We start from the raw sequence: 13478 nt of genomic DNA on the forward strand, positions 1-13478 counted from the left end.
TGCCTCCGAGGGGAACGGGCAGTTCGGACACTGTATACAAGACCTAACATTGCAATTGCACGCTGTTAAGAGCGGTTGTTACCTGAGTGTTTTCTAATTGATTGCGTGCTTTGTCCTGTTAGTCCGCCCGACGGCCGTCAGGAACGACCGCCTGGCGGCCGCCACGTGCGCCACCGCCCTGGCCTGGGCCTCGTCCTCGTCACCCGCCGCGATCGCCTCGTACAGGCTCAGATGCTCCGACCACGAGTGCGGGCCGCGCGCCGCCGCCGTCTGGCTGAACACCCACTGCGCCCGCTGGAGCATCGGCGTCATCATCAGGTTGAGGTAGGAGTTGCCCGCCGCCTCGCCCACGGCCAGGTGAAAGGCGGTGTTGAGATCGGCCACCGCGTCCAGCCGGCCCTCGTCCACGGCCTGCCTGGCCTCCTCGAGCACCCGGCGCAACCGCTCGGCCGACGCCGGCGTGCGCTTGCGGGCCGCCAGCCGCGCCGCCAGCCCCTCGACGGCCATCCGCACGTCGAAGAGCTCGTCGCCCTCCTCGGCCGACAGCGTCGCCACGGTCGCCCCGCACCGCGGGACGACCTGGACGAATCCCTCGGCGGCCAGCACCCGGATGGACTCGCGCACCGGGTTGCGCGAGACCCCGAGCAGGGCGGCCAGCCGGTCCTCGACCAGCCGCTCGCCCTGCCCGAACTCGCCGGACACGATGCGCCGGCGAAGCTCTGCGGTGACCTCGTCGCGCAGGGTCCGGTGGGTTGCGCCGAGGGATACATCAGACATTAGGTGATTTATCGTATACAACCTTCTTCTTGTACTTGTACATGATCCCGAGCCCGGTCCCGTACATCGCCAGCCCCAGCGCGATCATCACGGCCGCCGTCGGGTAGCGCAGCCCCGGCGCCATGTGCGTGGCCAGGAACCAGCTGTGCCCGAGCTGCCCGTTGGCCACGAACATCGCCGCCAGGATGCCCTGCGGGATGAGCGGGATCGCCCCCAGCGACACACACGTGATCACCACCGCCCGCTGGACCTTCGGCATTTCGGGCAGCGCGAACGCCGACGACGCCTTTCCCCCGGCGGCGGCGGGCCGGCGGCCGGTGCGCATCATGTGCAGCAGCTCCGGCCCCTGCGCCGCGAGCCGCCGCTCGGCCAGCGCGCCGAACCACCACAGGCACGCCGCCCCGGTCGCCGCCCCCACCGCCACGCCCGGCCAGCCCCACAGCGCCGCCGCCACGCCCGCCGGCACCCCGGACGCCGCCACAAGCACCATCATCAGGTACGCCAGCCCGGTCAGCGCCCCGTCGTCCTCGCTCGTGCGCAGCGGGTTGCCGCCGCGCTTCTGCGGATCGGTGCCCGGCACCAGCGCGTACACCGACACCAGCGGCACCAGCCCCGCGCCGCCGCCGAGCAACGCCACCGACAGCGCCACGATCATCGGCCACGGGCCGCCGTTGACCGCCGTCAGCGCCACCACCAGCAGCACCGCGACCGGCGTCACCGTCACCAGCCACGCCAGCTGCCTGCCGCGCACGTCCGACGAGCCCGGCGTCATCACCGACAGCCAGAGCGCGGTGCCGTCGGCGCCGTAGAGGTTGGCCGTCATCGCCGCCGCCATCACGATGAAGATCGGCGCCGCCCACGGCAGCATCCCGGTCCACCCCAGCACCAGCGGCGCCGCCGCGAAGAACACGCCGTAGGCCAGCGCGAACGTGAGCTGATGGGTGCGCACCAGGTCCCGCGACCACGTCCGCAGCTCCTTGGCCAGCACCGCGTCCAGCGCCGTGGCCGCCCGCATCGGCCTGCGACCCCGCGTCGACGCCCGCTCCGCCCCGGCCCGCCTCGACAGCAGCGCCGCCCACGCGCCCAGCAGCAGCGCGATCAGCACCGCCATCGCCGCCAGCGCCAGATAGTCGCCCTGGACGGCCAGCACCCCCCACCCGGACGGCAGGTAACGCACGATCGGCGGGATGCCCTCGGCCTGCCCGAGCGCGACCGCGAACACCCAGCCCTGCCCCAGGAACGCCAGGATCGCCCCGTTGACCAGCCCCGCGCCGATCGCCCCCACCCGCGAGCGCAACGCGATGCCCAGCACCCCCACCGCGACCCGCGACAGCAGCACGAACACGGCCAGCTGCAGCACCATCGCCGGCACAGCCACCAGCGCCGGCCCGGCCCCCTCCCGGACGCCGAGCACCACCAGCCCCGTCAGAGCCAGCAGGCTGACCGCCGGCGCCACCCCGACGAACGCCGACACCAGCAGCCCCGCCGCCAGCCGGTGCGGCGGCAGCCCCAGCAGCGAGAAGAACTCCGGCCGCAGCGTCTCGTCACCGCCGCCGGAGAAGACCGGGCCGATGATCCAGCCCAGCATCCACACCGCGAACGCGGCCGCCAGCCAGTCACCGTCGAGGAACGCCAGATAGATCGTGCCGGCCGCGAGCAGCGCGCCCACCGAACCCGCCGAGACCGCCATCGTCCCCCGCTGGCCGGTCAGCGAATGGCGCAGGATCGCCACCTTCATCCGCACCAGCGTCACCGCTACAGCCACGACAGCCCCTTCGTGCCGGTGGAGGCCGAGCCGACCAGCTCCACGAACCTGTCCTCCAGCGTCGCGTCGCCGCGCACGTCCTTGAGCGGCCCGGCCGCCGCCACCCGGCCCCCGTCGATCACCGCCACGTGGTCGCACAGCTGCTCCACCAGCGCCATCACGTGACTGGACAGCACGATCGAGCCGCCGCTCGCCACGAACCCGCGCAGGATCGTCTTGATCGTCGCCGCCGACACCGGGTCCACCGCCTCGAACGGCTCGTCCAGCACCAGCAGCTTCGGCCCGTGCAGCAGCGCCGTCGCCAGGCCGATCTTCTTGCGCATGCCCGTCGAGTACTCGACCACGAGCGTCTTCTCCGCCCCGTCGAGCTCCAGCACCGACAGCAGCTCCTCGGCCCGCGCCGCCACCACGTCCTTCTCCAGCCCGCGCAGCAGCCCCAGATAGGTGAGCACCTCCCGCCCGGTCAGCCGCTCCGGCATGGCCAGGCCGTCGGGCAGCACCCCCACCAGCCGTTTCGCCCCCGACGGGTCCGCCCACACGTCCGCGCCGAAGATCCGCGCGCTCCCGCCGTCGGGCCGGAGTAACCCCACCGCCATCGAGAGCGTGGTGGTCTTTCCCGCGCCGTTCTGCCCGACGAGCCCGTAGAACGATCCCTGCGGAACCGTCAGCTCGACGTGATCCACCGCGACCTTCTCGCCGAACGACTTCGTCAGACCGGCGATGTCCAGCGCCGCTGTCATGGCTGCCTCCTCGTGGCAAGCGTGAAAAGAGTGACGAACTCGCTCGCGAGCCCGTCCAGATCGAGCTCCGGATCGTGAAGCAGGCGCGCCGGCACCGCGTCGACGGCGCCGCGGATCGCGATCGCCATGCTCCGCGAGTCGAAGTCGCGGAACTCCCCGGTCGACTTGCCCCGCTCGAGCAGCTTGACCACGTCGTCGATCGCCGTCTCGTGCTGCTTCGCGTACGGGCCCGGCCCGCGATCGTCCTCGCCCCGGTTGTACGTGACGATCTCCACCAGCGCCAGCAGCGGCTTGCGGTGCAGGCGCATGAAGTCGAGATTGCTCTCGAAGTAGACCCGCAACATGTCCGTGGCCGTGGGCTGCGCCAGGATGCGCGGCACCATCAGGTCCGTCGCCACCTTGGCGACCGCGCTCACGACCGCCTCCAGAAGCTGCCGCTTGCCGCCGAAGTGGTAGGAGATCACGCCGGTGCTGATGCCCGCCCGCTGCGCGATCCTGGCCATCGACGCCCGCGCGTACCCCTCCGAGGCGAGCACGTCGATCGCGCACTCGATGATCTGCGCCCGCCGTGCTTCCTCGATGAACGACCGGCCTTCTGACGGCACGGTCAAAACTTTAAACGGCCGTTCAGATTCTGGGAAGCCGCATGTTCTCCCGGTCTACGGGAGCGACGACTCGATCAGCAGCCGGTGCGACTCCAGCACACCCTCAGGAAGATCGTCCGGAGCGCACCAGCGGGCCTCCAGGATCTCCAGCGAGTTCAGCCGCATCGTCCCCCCGCCCACGTGACGGGCCGCGTAGGCGATCTCGACCCGGAGCCGGAACCCGCTGCCCACCCGCACCACCTCGCCGACCTTCACCTCCAGGCCGGTCTCCTCCATGACCTCGCGGACCACCGTCTGCTCGAACGTCTCGCCCCGCTTCGCCCCGCCCGTCGGCAGACCCCACTGCCGCCCCTCCGGCCAGAACCGGTGCCGCAGCAGCAGCACGTTCCCGTCGAGGTCACGCACCACGCCGGTCACCCCGACGACGAACTTGGCCTGCGACAGATAGAGCAACCGCCACTGCACCGGCCCGCTGATGCGACGCCAGAGCCGGGCCATCAGCTTCTTCACCGGCGTCCTCCTGACCACGTCCCGTTACGAGCAGCGTAGCGATCACGGACGCCACGCGACGGCCATGTACGTTTCATCCGTCCAGGTCCCAAGCGCCCCAGGTCAGCGACATGGAAGCCGTCCACCACGGCCCCACCCGGCCCCCGAGCGCTGGCCGGACGGCCGCCCCGCCGGTACCGTCCGGCCGGGCGCGCCGCATGCCCGCCGCGCCCCGGTCCCGGAGAACCCCCCGGACCCCGGACGAAGCCCCGCCTCTGGAGCCCGCATGCCAGCACGACGCTGGGCAGCCCCCGCCCTGCTCGCCCTGTCCCTGCTCGCCCCCTTCACCCCGGTCACCCCGGCCGCCGCGGCCGAGGCCACCCCTCCACCCCTGGAAGAGATCCGCGCGACCACCACCCAGGTCGCCTTCGGGCTGCGCCGCCCCACCGCCATCGCCGCCCCCGACGACGGGACCGACCGGCTCCTCATCACCGAGAAACGCGGCACCGTACGCGTCTACCACCCGGACACCGGCCTCGCCCAGACCCCGATCATCGACATCACCGCCTCCGTCGACGAATCCGGCAACGAACGCGGCCTGCTCGGCATCGCCCCCGCCCCCGACTTCCCCCAGAGCCAGGACCTGTACCTCGCCTACACCGCGCTCCCCGACGGCGCCGTCACCCTCGCCCGCTACCGGCTCGACGAGGCCCGCCTCGAACCCCTCCTCGCCCAGGAACACGCCGAACACAGCAACCACAACGGCGGCCAGCTCACCTTCGGCACCGACGGCCACCTCTACTGGAGCATCGGCGACGGCGGCGGCGCCGGCGACCCCTTCGACTCCGGGCAGCGCCTCGACACCCTCCTCGGCAAGATCCTCCGCATCGACGTCAGCCGGACCTGCGGCGACCTGCCCTACTGCGTCCCCGACGACAACCCCTTCACCGGCGTCCCGGGCGCCCGGCCCGAGATCTGGATGTACGGGGGCCGCAACCCCTGGCGCTTCTCCGTCGACCACGCAGACGGCTCCCTGTGGATCGCCGACGTCGGCCAGGGCCGCTGGGAGGAGATCAACCACGTCAAACCCGGGCACCAGGCCGGCGCCAACCTCGGCTGGTCCTGCTACGAGGGCCTCGAAGTCTTCGACGAGACCCAGTGCCGCCCCGACGCCCAGTACACCCAGCCGATCTTCACCTACTCGCCCTACACCGGCGGCTGCGCCGTCATCGGCGGCCAGGTCTACCGCGGCCGCCAGTACGCCGACCTCGTCGGCGGCACCTACATCGCCACCGACTACTGCTCCTCCACCGTGTGGGCCCTGCGCGAGGACGGCGCCGGCGGCTACGACCAGGCCGAGATCGGCGAGATGCCCACCCAGGTCACCGCCTTCGGCAGCACCCCCCAAGGCGAGCTCTACGTCGTCAACGACCTCCCCGGCGGCCTGCACCGCGTCGCCTTCGAACGCGCCGAGCCCACCTGCGCCATCAAGCCCGTCACCCAGGTCTGGGGCACCGGCATGACCGTCGACCTCACCATCACCAACCTCGCCGACACCCCGGTCGACGGCTGGACCCTCACCTTCCCCCTCACCCCCGGCCAGAAGATCATCTCCGACTGGAACACCACCCTCACCCAGGGCGGCGACATCGTCCAAGCCGTCAACGCCCCGCACAACCGCACCATCGCCCCCGGCGCCACCGTCACCCTGGGCTATCTGGCCGGCCACACCGGCGACCCCTCCCTGCCCACCCGCTTCACCCTCAACAACACCCCCTGCACAATCACCCCCTAACCCCCACGAAGTCCCGCCCCCGACCCAACGGAGCGCCCCCGGCCCAACGGAGTCCCGCACCTTCAGCCCAACGAAGCCCCTCACCTCACCGGCGCCCAGCCCCGAGACCGGGGCGCCGGTGAGGCCCCCACGTCCGGGCACGCCTCCCACCTCCGGACATGCCGCCATGTCCGGACGTGCCACCACCGCCCCGGGCGTGCGCCGTCTCCAGCCGTGCCACCCGTGCGGGCGTGCCGCGACCTCGGCGTGCCATCGCCACCAGGCGCGCCCCACCTTCGGGCACGCCCCGACCTCCGGACATACCGCCCTCCGGGGGCGTGCCCACCACCCCGCCGCCTGCCCCCACTACCTTGCGTGCCGCAACCCCGCTGGTCCCGTCACCTATGCGCCGCCCCCAGTGAGCGGCCGTCACCCCGTGCGGCCCGTCACCCCGTGCGGCCCGCCACCCCGTGCGGCCCGCCACCCCGTGCGGCCCGCCACCCCGTGCGGCCCGCCACCCCGTGCGGCCCGCCACCCCGTGCGGCCCATCACCCTGTACGGCCCGTCGCCCTGCGAGGGTCGGCAGCCGTGGGCGGCGCCTCGGTCAGGCTCGTAGGCGGAGGCCGCGGGGGGTCGGGTGGAAGCCCGCCTCCTCCAGGGCCGCTGCGAGGGGCGAATCGACGATCGGCTCCCCGTCGGCCCGCTCCACCGTCAGCTTGCCCAGCGCCCCGTCACGCACAGCCAGCGCCAGCGCGTCGACGGCCGGCTGCAACCGCTCCCCGTCGGCGAACGACAGCAGCGTCTTGCCGCCCCGCTCGACGTAGAGCACCAGGTAGCCGTCGACCAGCACCACCAGCGCCCCCGCCTTCCGGCCCGGCTTGTGCCCGACTTCCCCCGGATGCGCCGGCCACCCCAGCGCCGCCCCGTACGGGTTGGCCGGGTCCGCCGCCGCCAGCACCACCGCCTGCCGCCCCCGCCCCGCTTCCCCCGTCCGGGACAAGGCCGCCCCCGACGAGCCCGGCCCTGAGGAGCCCGCCCCCGAGGAGGCCGCCCAAGCAGCACCCGCCGGGGCGCGCCCGGACCAAGCCTCATCGGACGGCGCCCCTTCCCGGGGCCCGCCTCCGTACGAAGCCGAATCCGTGGGCGTTCCCACCCCACCCCCGTACGGCTCACCCCCCGACGGCGAGGCTGCCGGGGAGGTGAGGCTCGGGGACATGGCGCGCATCCGGTCGACTGCCCCCGGGAGGGCGAACTGCGCCCCGCCGAGCCCTTCGACGAAGTAGCCCCGCCGGCACCGCCCGCTCTCCTCGTACGCCCGCAGCACCTGGTAGATCGGCGTGAACCCGCCCGGCAGCCGTTCCGCCGTGACCGCGCCGCGCGTCACCACCCCGTGCCGTTCGAGCAGCGCCTCGGCCTGGGCCTGGGCCCGCTGGGTGGCGTCGGCGGCGGGCTCGGGGAGCAGCCACCAGCGCCCGCCCACGGTCGGCGGCCCGCTCCGGCTGGGCAGCACCGCCCGCCGCCGCCTGGTCGCGGGCCGGTGCGCGGGCCGTCCGGACCCGAGCGCGGCCCGCAGCGGCGCGAGAGTGTCGCCCGACACCCGCCCCGACCACACCAGGTCCCACAGCGCGGCGGCCAGCGTGGCGTCGTCGAGCGACCCGAGCCGGTCGGACAGCCCGCGGAAGAACAGCGCCCCGCCGCCGCCGAGCGCCTCCAGCACCTGTTCGTGCACCGGCGTCATCGTGATCTCGGCGGGCTCGGCCAGCAGCAGCGGCGCGGTGTCGGCGAAGTAGAGCGACACCCACCCGTCGCCGCCCGGCAGGGCCCCCTGCCCCACCCACATCACCTCGCCGGACGAGGTGAGCTCGTCGAGCAGCGCCGGATGGTAGCCGGGCACCCGCGACGGCAGCACCAGCGTCTCCAGCGCCGAAGCGGGAACCGCTGCTCCTTGCAGCAGCTCGACGGCCCGTACGAGCGAATCCATCGCCCGCGCCGTGCCGCCGGACCCGCCGGCGCGGGCGCCGCCCCGTGATCCGGTGATGCCGTGCCACGCGGGCAGGAACGTGGCCAGCGTCTCCGCCGAGACCGGCTCGACCTCCTTGCGCAGCCTGGCCAGCGACCTGCGCCGCAGCGTGCGCAGCACTCCGGCGTCGCACCACTCCTCGCCCCGCCCGCCGGGCCGGAACTCGCCGCTGACCACCCGTCCGGGCACGGCCAGCCGGCGCAGCGCGTCGGTCACCACGGCCACGCCCAGCCCGAACCGTTCGGCGGCCGTGGAGGCGTGGAACGGCCCCCGGGTGCGCGCGTGCCGCGCCACCAGGTCGGCCAGCGGGTCGGCGACCGGCTCCAGGAACACGTGGGGGATGCCCACGGGCAGCGGCGCCCCGAGCGCGTCGCGCATGCGGGAGGCGTCCTCGATCGCGGCCCACTGCGTCTCGCCCGCGATCCGTACGCGAATCGCCCGCCGCGCCCGTTCCAGCTCCTCCAGCCAGGCCGGGTCGCCGCCGCGTACGCTCACGTCGGGCGCGAGCAGCGGCCCGTGCGAGCGGAGCAGGTCGGCGAGGTCCTCCGGGTCGCGCAGCGGCCGGTCGAGCCGCGCCAGCTCCCGCTCGGTGTCGGCGATCACGTCGGGGTCGAGCAGCTCGCGCAGGTCGGCCTGGCCGAGCAGCTCGGCCAGCAGCGTCGTGTCGAGGGCCAGCGCCTGCGCCCGCCGCTCGGCCAGCGGCGCGTCGCCCTCGTACATGAACGCGCCCACGTAGTGGAACAGCAGCGACGCGGCGAACGGCGACGCCTGCGACGTCTCCACCTCAACCAGCCGCACCCGCCGCGCCGCCAGGTCGCGCATCAGCGCCACCAGCCCCGGCACGTCGAACACGTCCTGAAGGCACTCGCGCATCGTCTCCAGCACGATCGGGAACGAGGCGTACTGGGAGGCGACGCCGAGCAGGTGGGCGGCCCGCTGGCGCTGCTGCCACAGCGGGCTGCGGCGGCCGGGGACGCGGCGCGGCAGCAGCAGCGCCCGCCCCGCGCACTCCCGGAACCGGGAGGCGAACAGCGCCGACCCGCCCAGCTCCTCGGTGACGATCTGCTCGATCTCGTCGGCGTCGAAGGCGGCCACGTCGGTCGGCGGCTCGGCCAGCGTGTCGGGGATGCGCAGCACGATGCCGTCGTCGGAGTGCACGGCCTGCACGTCGACGCCGTAGCGCTCGCGCAGCCGCCGGTTGATCGCTAGCGCCCACGGGGCGTGCACCCGCGCGCCGTAGGGGGAGTGGATGACGACCCGCCAGTCGCCCAGCTCGTCGTGGAAGCGCTCGACCAGCAGGGTCCGGTCGTCGGGCACGTAGCCGGTGGCCTCGCGCTGCTCGCGCAGGTAGGCCAGCAGATTGGCGGCGGCGTAGGGGTCGAGCCCGGCCTCGCGCAGCCGGTCGGGCGACTCCTGGGCGGCCTGCTCGCGCAGGAACCCGCCGATGGCCTTGCCCAGCTCGGCGGGACGGCCGGGCGTGTCGCCGTGCCAGAACGGCAGCTTGCCCGGCTGCCCCGGCGCGGGCGAGACGAGCACCCGGTCGGCGGTGATGTCCTCGATCCGCCATGACGTCGCGCCCAGCACGAACACGTCGCCGACGCGCGACTCGTACACCATCTCCTCGTCGAGCTCGCCCACCCGGGACGCCTTCTCACCCACGAGGAAGACGCCGAACAGGCCGCGGTCGGGGATGGTGCCGCCGTTGGTGACGGCCAGCCGCTGCGCGCCGGGACGGCCCTGGAGGGTGCCCGTCACCCGGTCCCACACGATGCGCGGACGCAGCTCGGCGAACTCCTCGCTCGGATAGCGGCCGGCCAGCATGTCGAGCGTCGCCTCCAGCGCGCTCCTGGGCAGCGTCGAGTAGGGGGCCGCCCGCTTGACCACGGCCTCCAGCTCGTCGACGGTCCACTCGTCGAGCGCGGTCATCGCGACGATCTGCTGGGCCAGCACGTCGAGCGGATTACGCGGATAGCGCAGCTCCTCGATGAGGCCGCTCTTCATCCGCTCGGCGACCACGGCCGTCTGCACGAGGTCGCCGCGGTATTTGGGGAAGATCACGCCCTTGGACACCGCGCCCACCTGGTGACCGGCCCGGCCGATGCGCTGCAGCCCGCTGGCCACGCTCGGCGGCGCCTCCACGCACGCGACCAGGTCGACCGCGCCCATGTCGATGCCCAGCTCCAGGCTTGAGGTGGCGACCACGGCCGGCAGCCGCCCCGACTTGAGCGCCTCCTCGATCTGCGCCCGCTCCTGCTTGGACACCGAGCCGTGGTGGGCGCGCACGATCTCGGTGACCACGCCCTTGCTCGCCCCCGCCTGCGCCATCACCTCGGCGGGCACGCGCGGCGGCCCCGTCTCCCAGATCGACAGGTCGACGGCCTCGGTGCCCTGCTGCCGGCCGTAGGCCAGCTCGTTGAGCCGGGTGCAGAGGCGTTCGGCCAGCCGCCGCGAGTTGGCGAACACGATCGTGGACGAATGCGCCTCGATCAGGTCGAACAGCCGGTCTTCCACATGCGGCCAGATCGACCGGTTCGCCGGGTCGGGCGCGAGGTTCTCCGCGTCGGGCGGGCGGGACTCCACCTCCGTCATGTCCTCCACCGGGACGACGACCTCGACCTCGATCACCTTGTCGGACGGCGGCTGCACCACCGTCGCCGGGCGGGAGCCGCCGAGGAACGCCGCCACCTCGCTCACCGGCCGCACCGTCGCCGACAGCCCCACCCGCTGGGCGGGCCGCTCCAGCAGCGCGTCGAGCCGCTCCAGCGTGAGCGCCAGATGGGCGCCGCGCTTGGTCGCCGCCACCGCGTGCACCTCGTCGACGATCACCGTGCGCACGCCGCGCAGCGCCTCCCGCGCCTGGCTGGTGAGCAGCAGGAACAGCGACTCGGGCGTGGTGATCAGGATGTCGGACGGCCGGGCCGCGAACCGCCGCCGGTCCTCGGCGGGCGTGTCGCCCGAGCGGATCGCCACCGAGATCTCCGGCACCGGCAGCCCCAGCCGCCGCGCCGTCTGCTTGAGCCCGGCCAGCGGCGCGCGCAGGTTGCGCTCCACGTCGACGGCCAGCGCCTTGAGCGGCGACACGTACACGACCTTGGTGCCGCCGCCCTCGGACGGCTCGGCGGCCAGCCGGTCGAGCGACCACAGGAAGGCCGCCAGCGTCTTGCCGGAACCCGTGGGCGCGACCACGAGCGTGTTGTCACCGCGCGCGATCGACTCCCACGCGCCGTCCTGGGCGGCGGTGGGCGCGGCGAACGCCCCGGCGAACCATTGCCTGGTCACCTGGCTGAAGTGGTCGAGCGAGCTCACGCGCTCATACTGCCTCGCCGCACCGACAGAAAACGCTTCGCCCCGCGCCGCGTGATTGAGCGGCCGCTCAGCGGACATACACCGACCGTGACCATCGACAACGCAGCCCTGGAGGCTCGCCGCGAGGAGATTCGCGAACGGTACGTCTTACCGCACCGTCCGTCGAGCAGCGCCCGCGGCCTGCATCACATCGCCCTGGTCTCGTCGGACGTGGAACGCACCGTCAAGTTCTACCAGGAACTGCTGGAGTTCCCGCTCACCGAGATCTTCGAGAACCGCGACTACGAGGGCTCCAGCCACTTCTTCTTCGACATCGGCAACGGAAACCTGCTGGCGTTCTTCGACTTCCCCGGCCTGGACCTCGGCCCGTACCAGGAGGTGTTCGGCGGCCTGCACCACGTGGCGATCTCCGTCGACCCCGCCACCTGGGAGCGGCTGCGCGGGAAGCTGGAGGCGGCCGGCGTGCCGCACCAGATCGAGAGCGGCGCCTCCATCTACTTCAAGGACCCCGACGGCGCCCGGCTGGAGCTGCTCGCCGACCACCTCGGGGAGATGTACGGCGCACGCGTGCTCTGACCCTGTACGGCTAGCGGCGCGACGCCCTGCGCGTGCGCGGCGCGCCCGCACGCGGCTCCTGCCTGATGCCCGCGTGCCTCTCGGCACGTTCTTCCTTCTCCTTCCGTACGGCGAGCCGCCGGTCGAGCTGTAACCGGCGCCGCCTGGCCTTGTTGGCCTTGACCTTGGCGGATCTGGGGGGTGAGGACTTGGGGGTCTTCGGCATGGGGATGTCCTACCCACTCCCGGGGGCGTCCCATACTTGGGTGATGCGCCTGACCGAGTTCTGGAGACGGATGCGCGAGCACTTCGGCGACGCCTACGCCGAGTCGTGGGCGCGTGACTACGTGCTGGCCCCGCTCGACGGCCGCACCGTCGTGCAGGCGCTGGCCGACGGCGAGAGCGCCAAGTCGGTCTGGCGGGCGGTCTGCCAGGTGGAGGACGTCTCTCCCCGGCTCCGCTGATCACTCGGCTTCCGGAGCCTCCAGCGCGTCCCTCAGCTTGCCGGCGGCCCCTTCCGGATCTTCGGCGTCGTGCAGCCCGCCGGGCGACCACAGGAACTGCCAGCCCTGCCGCGACGGGGTGGCGAAGACCAGCGTGCGCCGTCCCGAACGCGGATGCCACGTCCACAGCACCGGTTCGTCGCCGCCGACCAGCCGGCTCACCAGTCCCTGGCCCTTCAGCAGCGCGGCGAGGGCCTCCAGATGGGTGCGCCGTTCCCCGGTGTACGCGCTCGCCACGTCGCGGCCTCCTGACGTCTCTCTGTGAGTCTCCCCAGCTCACAGCCGCTGACAACACGTCCCTGTCGAATCGCGGACCGGCCCGTTCGTCATGCTTCTCGAAGAGACTCTTCGAGGAGGTACGACGATGAGGTTCGCTTTGCTGCTGTTCGACCCGGAGGGCTACGCGGAGTCCGTCACGGAGGCCGGGATGACGGCCGCGCTCGCCGAGCACGAGGCGTTCGCGCGCCATCTGAGGGAGCGCGGCGTCCCGTTCACCGGCGAGGCGCTGCACCCGGCGGCCCGCACGCTGCGCCCCGGCCCGCCCGGGGAGCCGCCGGTCGCCGCCGACGGGCCGTTCGTCCCGCTGCGGCACGAGCTGGCGGGCTTCTACCTGGTCGAATGCGCCGACCTCGACGAGGCGGAAGAGCTCGCCCGCCACTGCCCGATCGGCGCCGGCATCGAGATCCGCCCGATCTGGGACGCGCCGGGCCCATGAGCTGGAACGCGCCTGGTGGGTGAGCTGGAACGCGTCCGGCGGGTGAGCTGGAACGCATCCGGCGGGTGAGCTGGAACGCGCCCGGCCGGTGAGCCCGAACGCGCCGGGCCCGTGACGGCGCGTTCGGCGTGTGATCGAACAGTCGTTCGGCTACCATGGACCTCGCCGGGCCACTTCTTCCCCGGCGGCGGCCAAAAATGTCGGTGGCAGGCCATAGCTTTCACTCGAC

12 protein-coding genes are annotated in these 13478 nt (G+C 73.0%); 4 read left to right on the forward strand and 8 right to left on the reverse strand.

The genetic code is table 11. The annotated features are described in order from the left end of the window. Nucleotides 1-93 precede the first annotated feature (93 nt). Genes ACWDXC_RS16015 through ACWDXC_RS16035 form a run of 5 tightly spaced genes read right to left on the reverse strand, consistent with a single transcriptional unit; the run spans nucleotide 94 to nucleotide 4397 of the window. Nucleotides 94-777 (reverse strand): GntR family transcriptional regulator, encoded by a 684-nt coding sequence (locus ACWDXC_RS16015; RefSeq protein ID WP_449982135.1) that lies wholly within the window; start codon nucleotides 775-777, stop codon nucleotides 94-96. After that, nucleotides 770-2542 carry a hypothetical protein gene (locus ACWDXC_RS16020; protein ID WP_449982138.1) on the reverse strand — a complete coding sequence of 591 codons (1773 nt, stop codon included), beginning with the start codon at nucleotides 2540-2542 and terminating at the stop codon, nucleotides 770-772. The genes ACWDXC_RS16015 and ACWDXC_RS16020 overlap by 8 nt, the downstream gene beginning before the upstream one ends. Continuing rightward, nucleotides 2533-3282 carry an ABC transporter ATP-binding protein gene (locus ACWDXC_RS16025; RefSeq protein WP_449982141.1) on the reverse strand — a complete coding sequence of 250 codons (750 nt, stop codon included), beginning with the start codon at nucleotides 3280-3282 and terminating at the stop codon, nucleotides 2533-2535. Before ACWDXC_RS16025 ends, ACWDXC_RS16020 begins: the two co-directional genes overlap by 10 nt. After that, nucleotides 3279-3887, reverse strand: a complete 609-nt coding sequence (locus tag ACWDXC_RS16030) for a TetR/AcrR family transcriptional regulator (RefSeq protein WP_449982143.1) — start codon at nucleotides 3885-3887, stop codon at nucleotides 3279-3281. The genes ACWDXC_RS16025 and ACWDXC_RS16030 overlap by 4 nt, the downstream gene beginning before the upstream one ends. 54 nt (nucleotides 3888-3941) lie before the next feature. After that, nucleotides 3942-4397, reverse strand: coding sequence for an NUDIX hydrolase (locus tag ACWDXC_RS16035; protein WP_449982146.1), 456 nt, complete (start codon nucleotides 4395-4397; stop codon nucleotides 3942-3944). A 265-nt stretch (nucleotides 4398-4662) separates the two neighbouring features. Here ACWDXC_RS16035 and ACWDXC_RS16040 point away from each other — a divergent pair, with 265 nt between their 5' ends. Next, entirely contained in the window at nucleotides 4663-6171 is a 1509-nt protein-coding gene (locus ACWDXC_RS16040; RefSeq protein ID WP_449982149.1) for a PQQ-dependent sugar dehydrogenase, read from the forward strand. A 583-nt stretch (nucleotides 6172-6754) separates the two neighbouring features. Here ACWDXC_RS16040 and ACWDXC_RS16045 read toward each other — a convergent pair. Further along, nucleotides 6755-11476 carry an ATP-dependent helicase gene (locus tag ACWDXC_RS16045; protein ID WP_449982151.1) on the reverse strand — a complete coding sequence of 1574 codons (4722 nt, stop codon included), beginning with the start codon at nucleotides 11474-11476 and terminating at the stop codon, nucleotides 6755-6757. An 87-nt stretch (nucleotides 11477-11563) separates the two neighbouring features. On the opposite strand from ACWDXC_RS16045, the gene ACWDXC_RS16050 reads away from it, so the two are divergent. After that, the gene (locus tag ACWDXC_RS16050; protein WP_449982153.1) at nucleotides 11564-12052 is read left to right on the forward strand and encodes a VOC family protein; all 489 of its coding nucleotides are present in this window, start codon (nucleotides 11564-11566) and stop codon (nucleotides 12050-12052) included. Between the two features lie 10 nt (nucleotides 12053-12062). Here the strand turns inward: ACWDXC_RS16050 and ACWDXC_RS16055 are convergent, their stop codons facing one another. Next, nucleotides 12063-12257, reverse strand: a complete 195-nt coding sequence (locus ACWDXC_RS16055; RefSeq protein ID WP_449982156.1) for a hypothetical protein — start codon at nucleotides 12255-12257, stop codon at nucleotides 12063-12065. Between the two features lie 43 nt (nucleotides 12258-12300). On the opposite strand from ACWDXC_RS16055, the gene ACWDXC_RS16060 reads away from it, so the two are divergent. Beyond that, nucleotides 12301-12495: a DUF3046 domain-containing protein gene (locus tag ACWDXC_RS16060; protein WP_219513439.1), complete on the forward strand. Its 195-nt coding sequence runs from the start codon at nucleotides 12301-12303 to the stop codon at nucleotides 12493-12495. Here the strand turns inward: ACWDXC_RS16060 and ACWDXC_RS16065 are convergent, their stop codons facing one another. Further along, nucleotides 12496-12771, reverse strand: coding sequence for a hypothetical protein (locus tag ACWDXC_RS16065; RefSeq protein WP_449982159.1), 276 nt, complete (start codon nucleotides 12769-12771; stop codon nucleotides 12496-12498). It abuts the gene before it with no gap. Between the two features lie 127 nt (nucleotides 12772-12898). Here ACWDXC_RS16065 and ACWDXC_RS16070 point away from each other — a divergent pair, with 127 nt between their 5' ends. Continuing rightward, nucleotides 12899-13249, forward strand: a complete 351-nt coding sequence (locus tag ACWDXC_RS16070; protein ID WP_449982162.1) for a YciI family protein — start codon at nucleotides 12899-12901, stop codon at nucleotides 13247-13249. Nucleotides 13250-13478: the final 229 nt, after the last annotated feature.

This window comes from Nonomuraea sp. NPDC003214 (genome assembly GCF_053590035.1).

What these genes read in the sequence shown, in the direction of transcription:
- ACWDXC_RS16060 (WP_219513439.1), top strand. Translation starts at nt 12,301, where the DNA reads ATGCGCCTGACCGAGTTCTGGAGACGGATGCGCGAGCACTTCGGCGAC.
- ACWDXC_RS16040 (WP_449982149.1), top strand. Translation starts at nt 4,663, where the DNA reads ATGCCAGCACGACGCTGGGCAGCCCCCGCCCTGCTCGCCCTGTCCCTG.
- ACWDXC_RS16025 (WP_449982141.1), bottom strand. Translation starts at nt 3,282, where the DNA reads ATGACAGCGGCGCTGGACATCGCCGGTCTGACGAAGTCGTTCGGCGAG.
- ACWDXC_RS16015 (WP_449982135.1), bottom strand. Translation starts at nt 777, where the DNA reads ATGTCTGATGTATCCCTCGGCGCAACCCACCGGACCCTGCGCGACGAG.
- ACWDXC_RS16055 (WP_449982156.1), bottom strand. Translation starts at nt 12,257, where the DNA reads ATGCCGAAGACCCCCAAGTCCTCACCCCCCAGATCCGCCAAGGTCAAG.
- ACWDXC_RS16070 (WP_449982162.1), top strand. Translation starts at nt 12,899, where the DNA reads ATGAGGTTCGCTTTGCTGCTGTTCGACCCGGAGGGCTACGCGGAGTCC.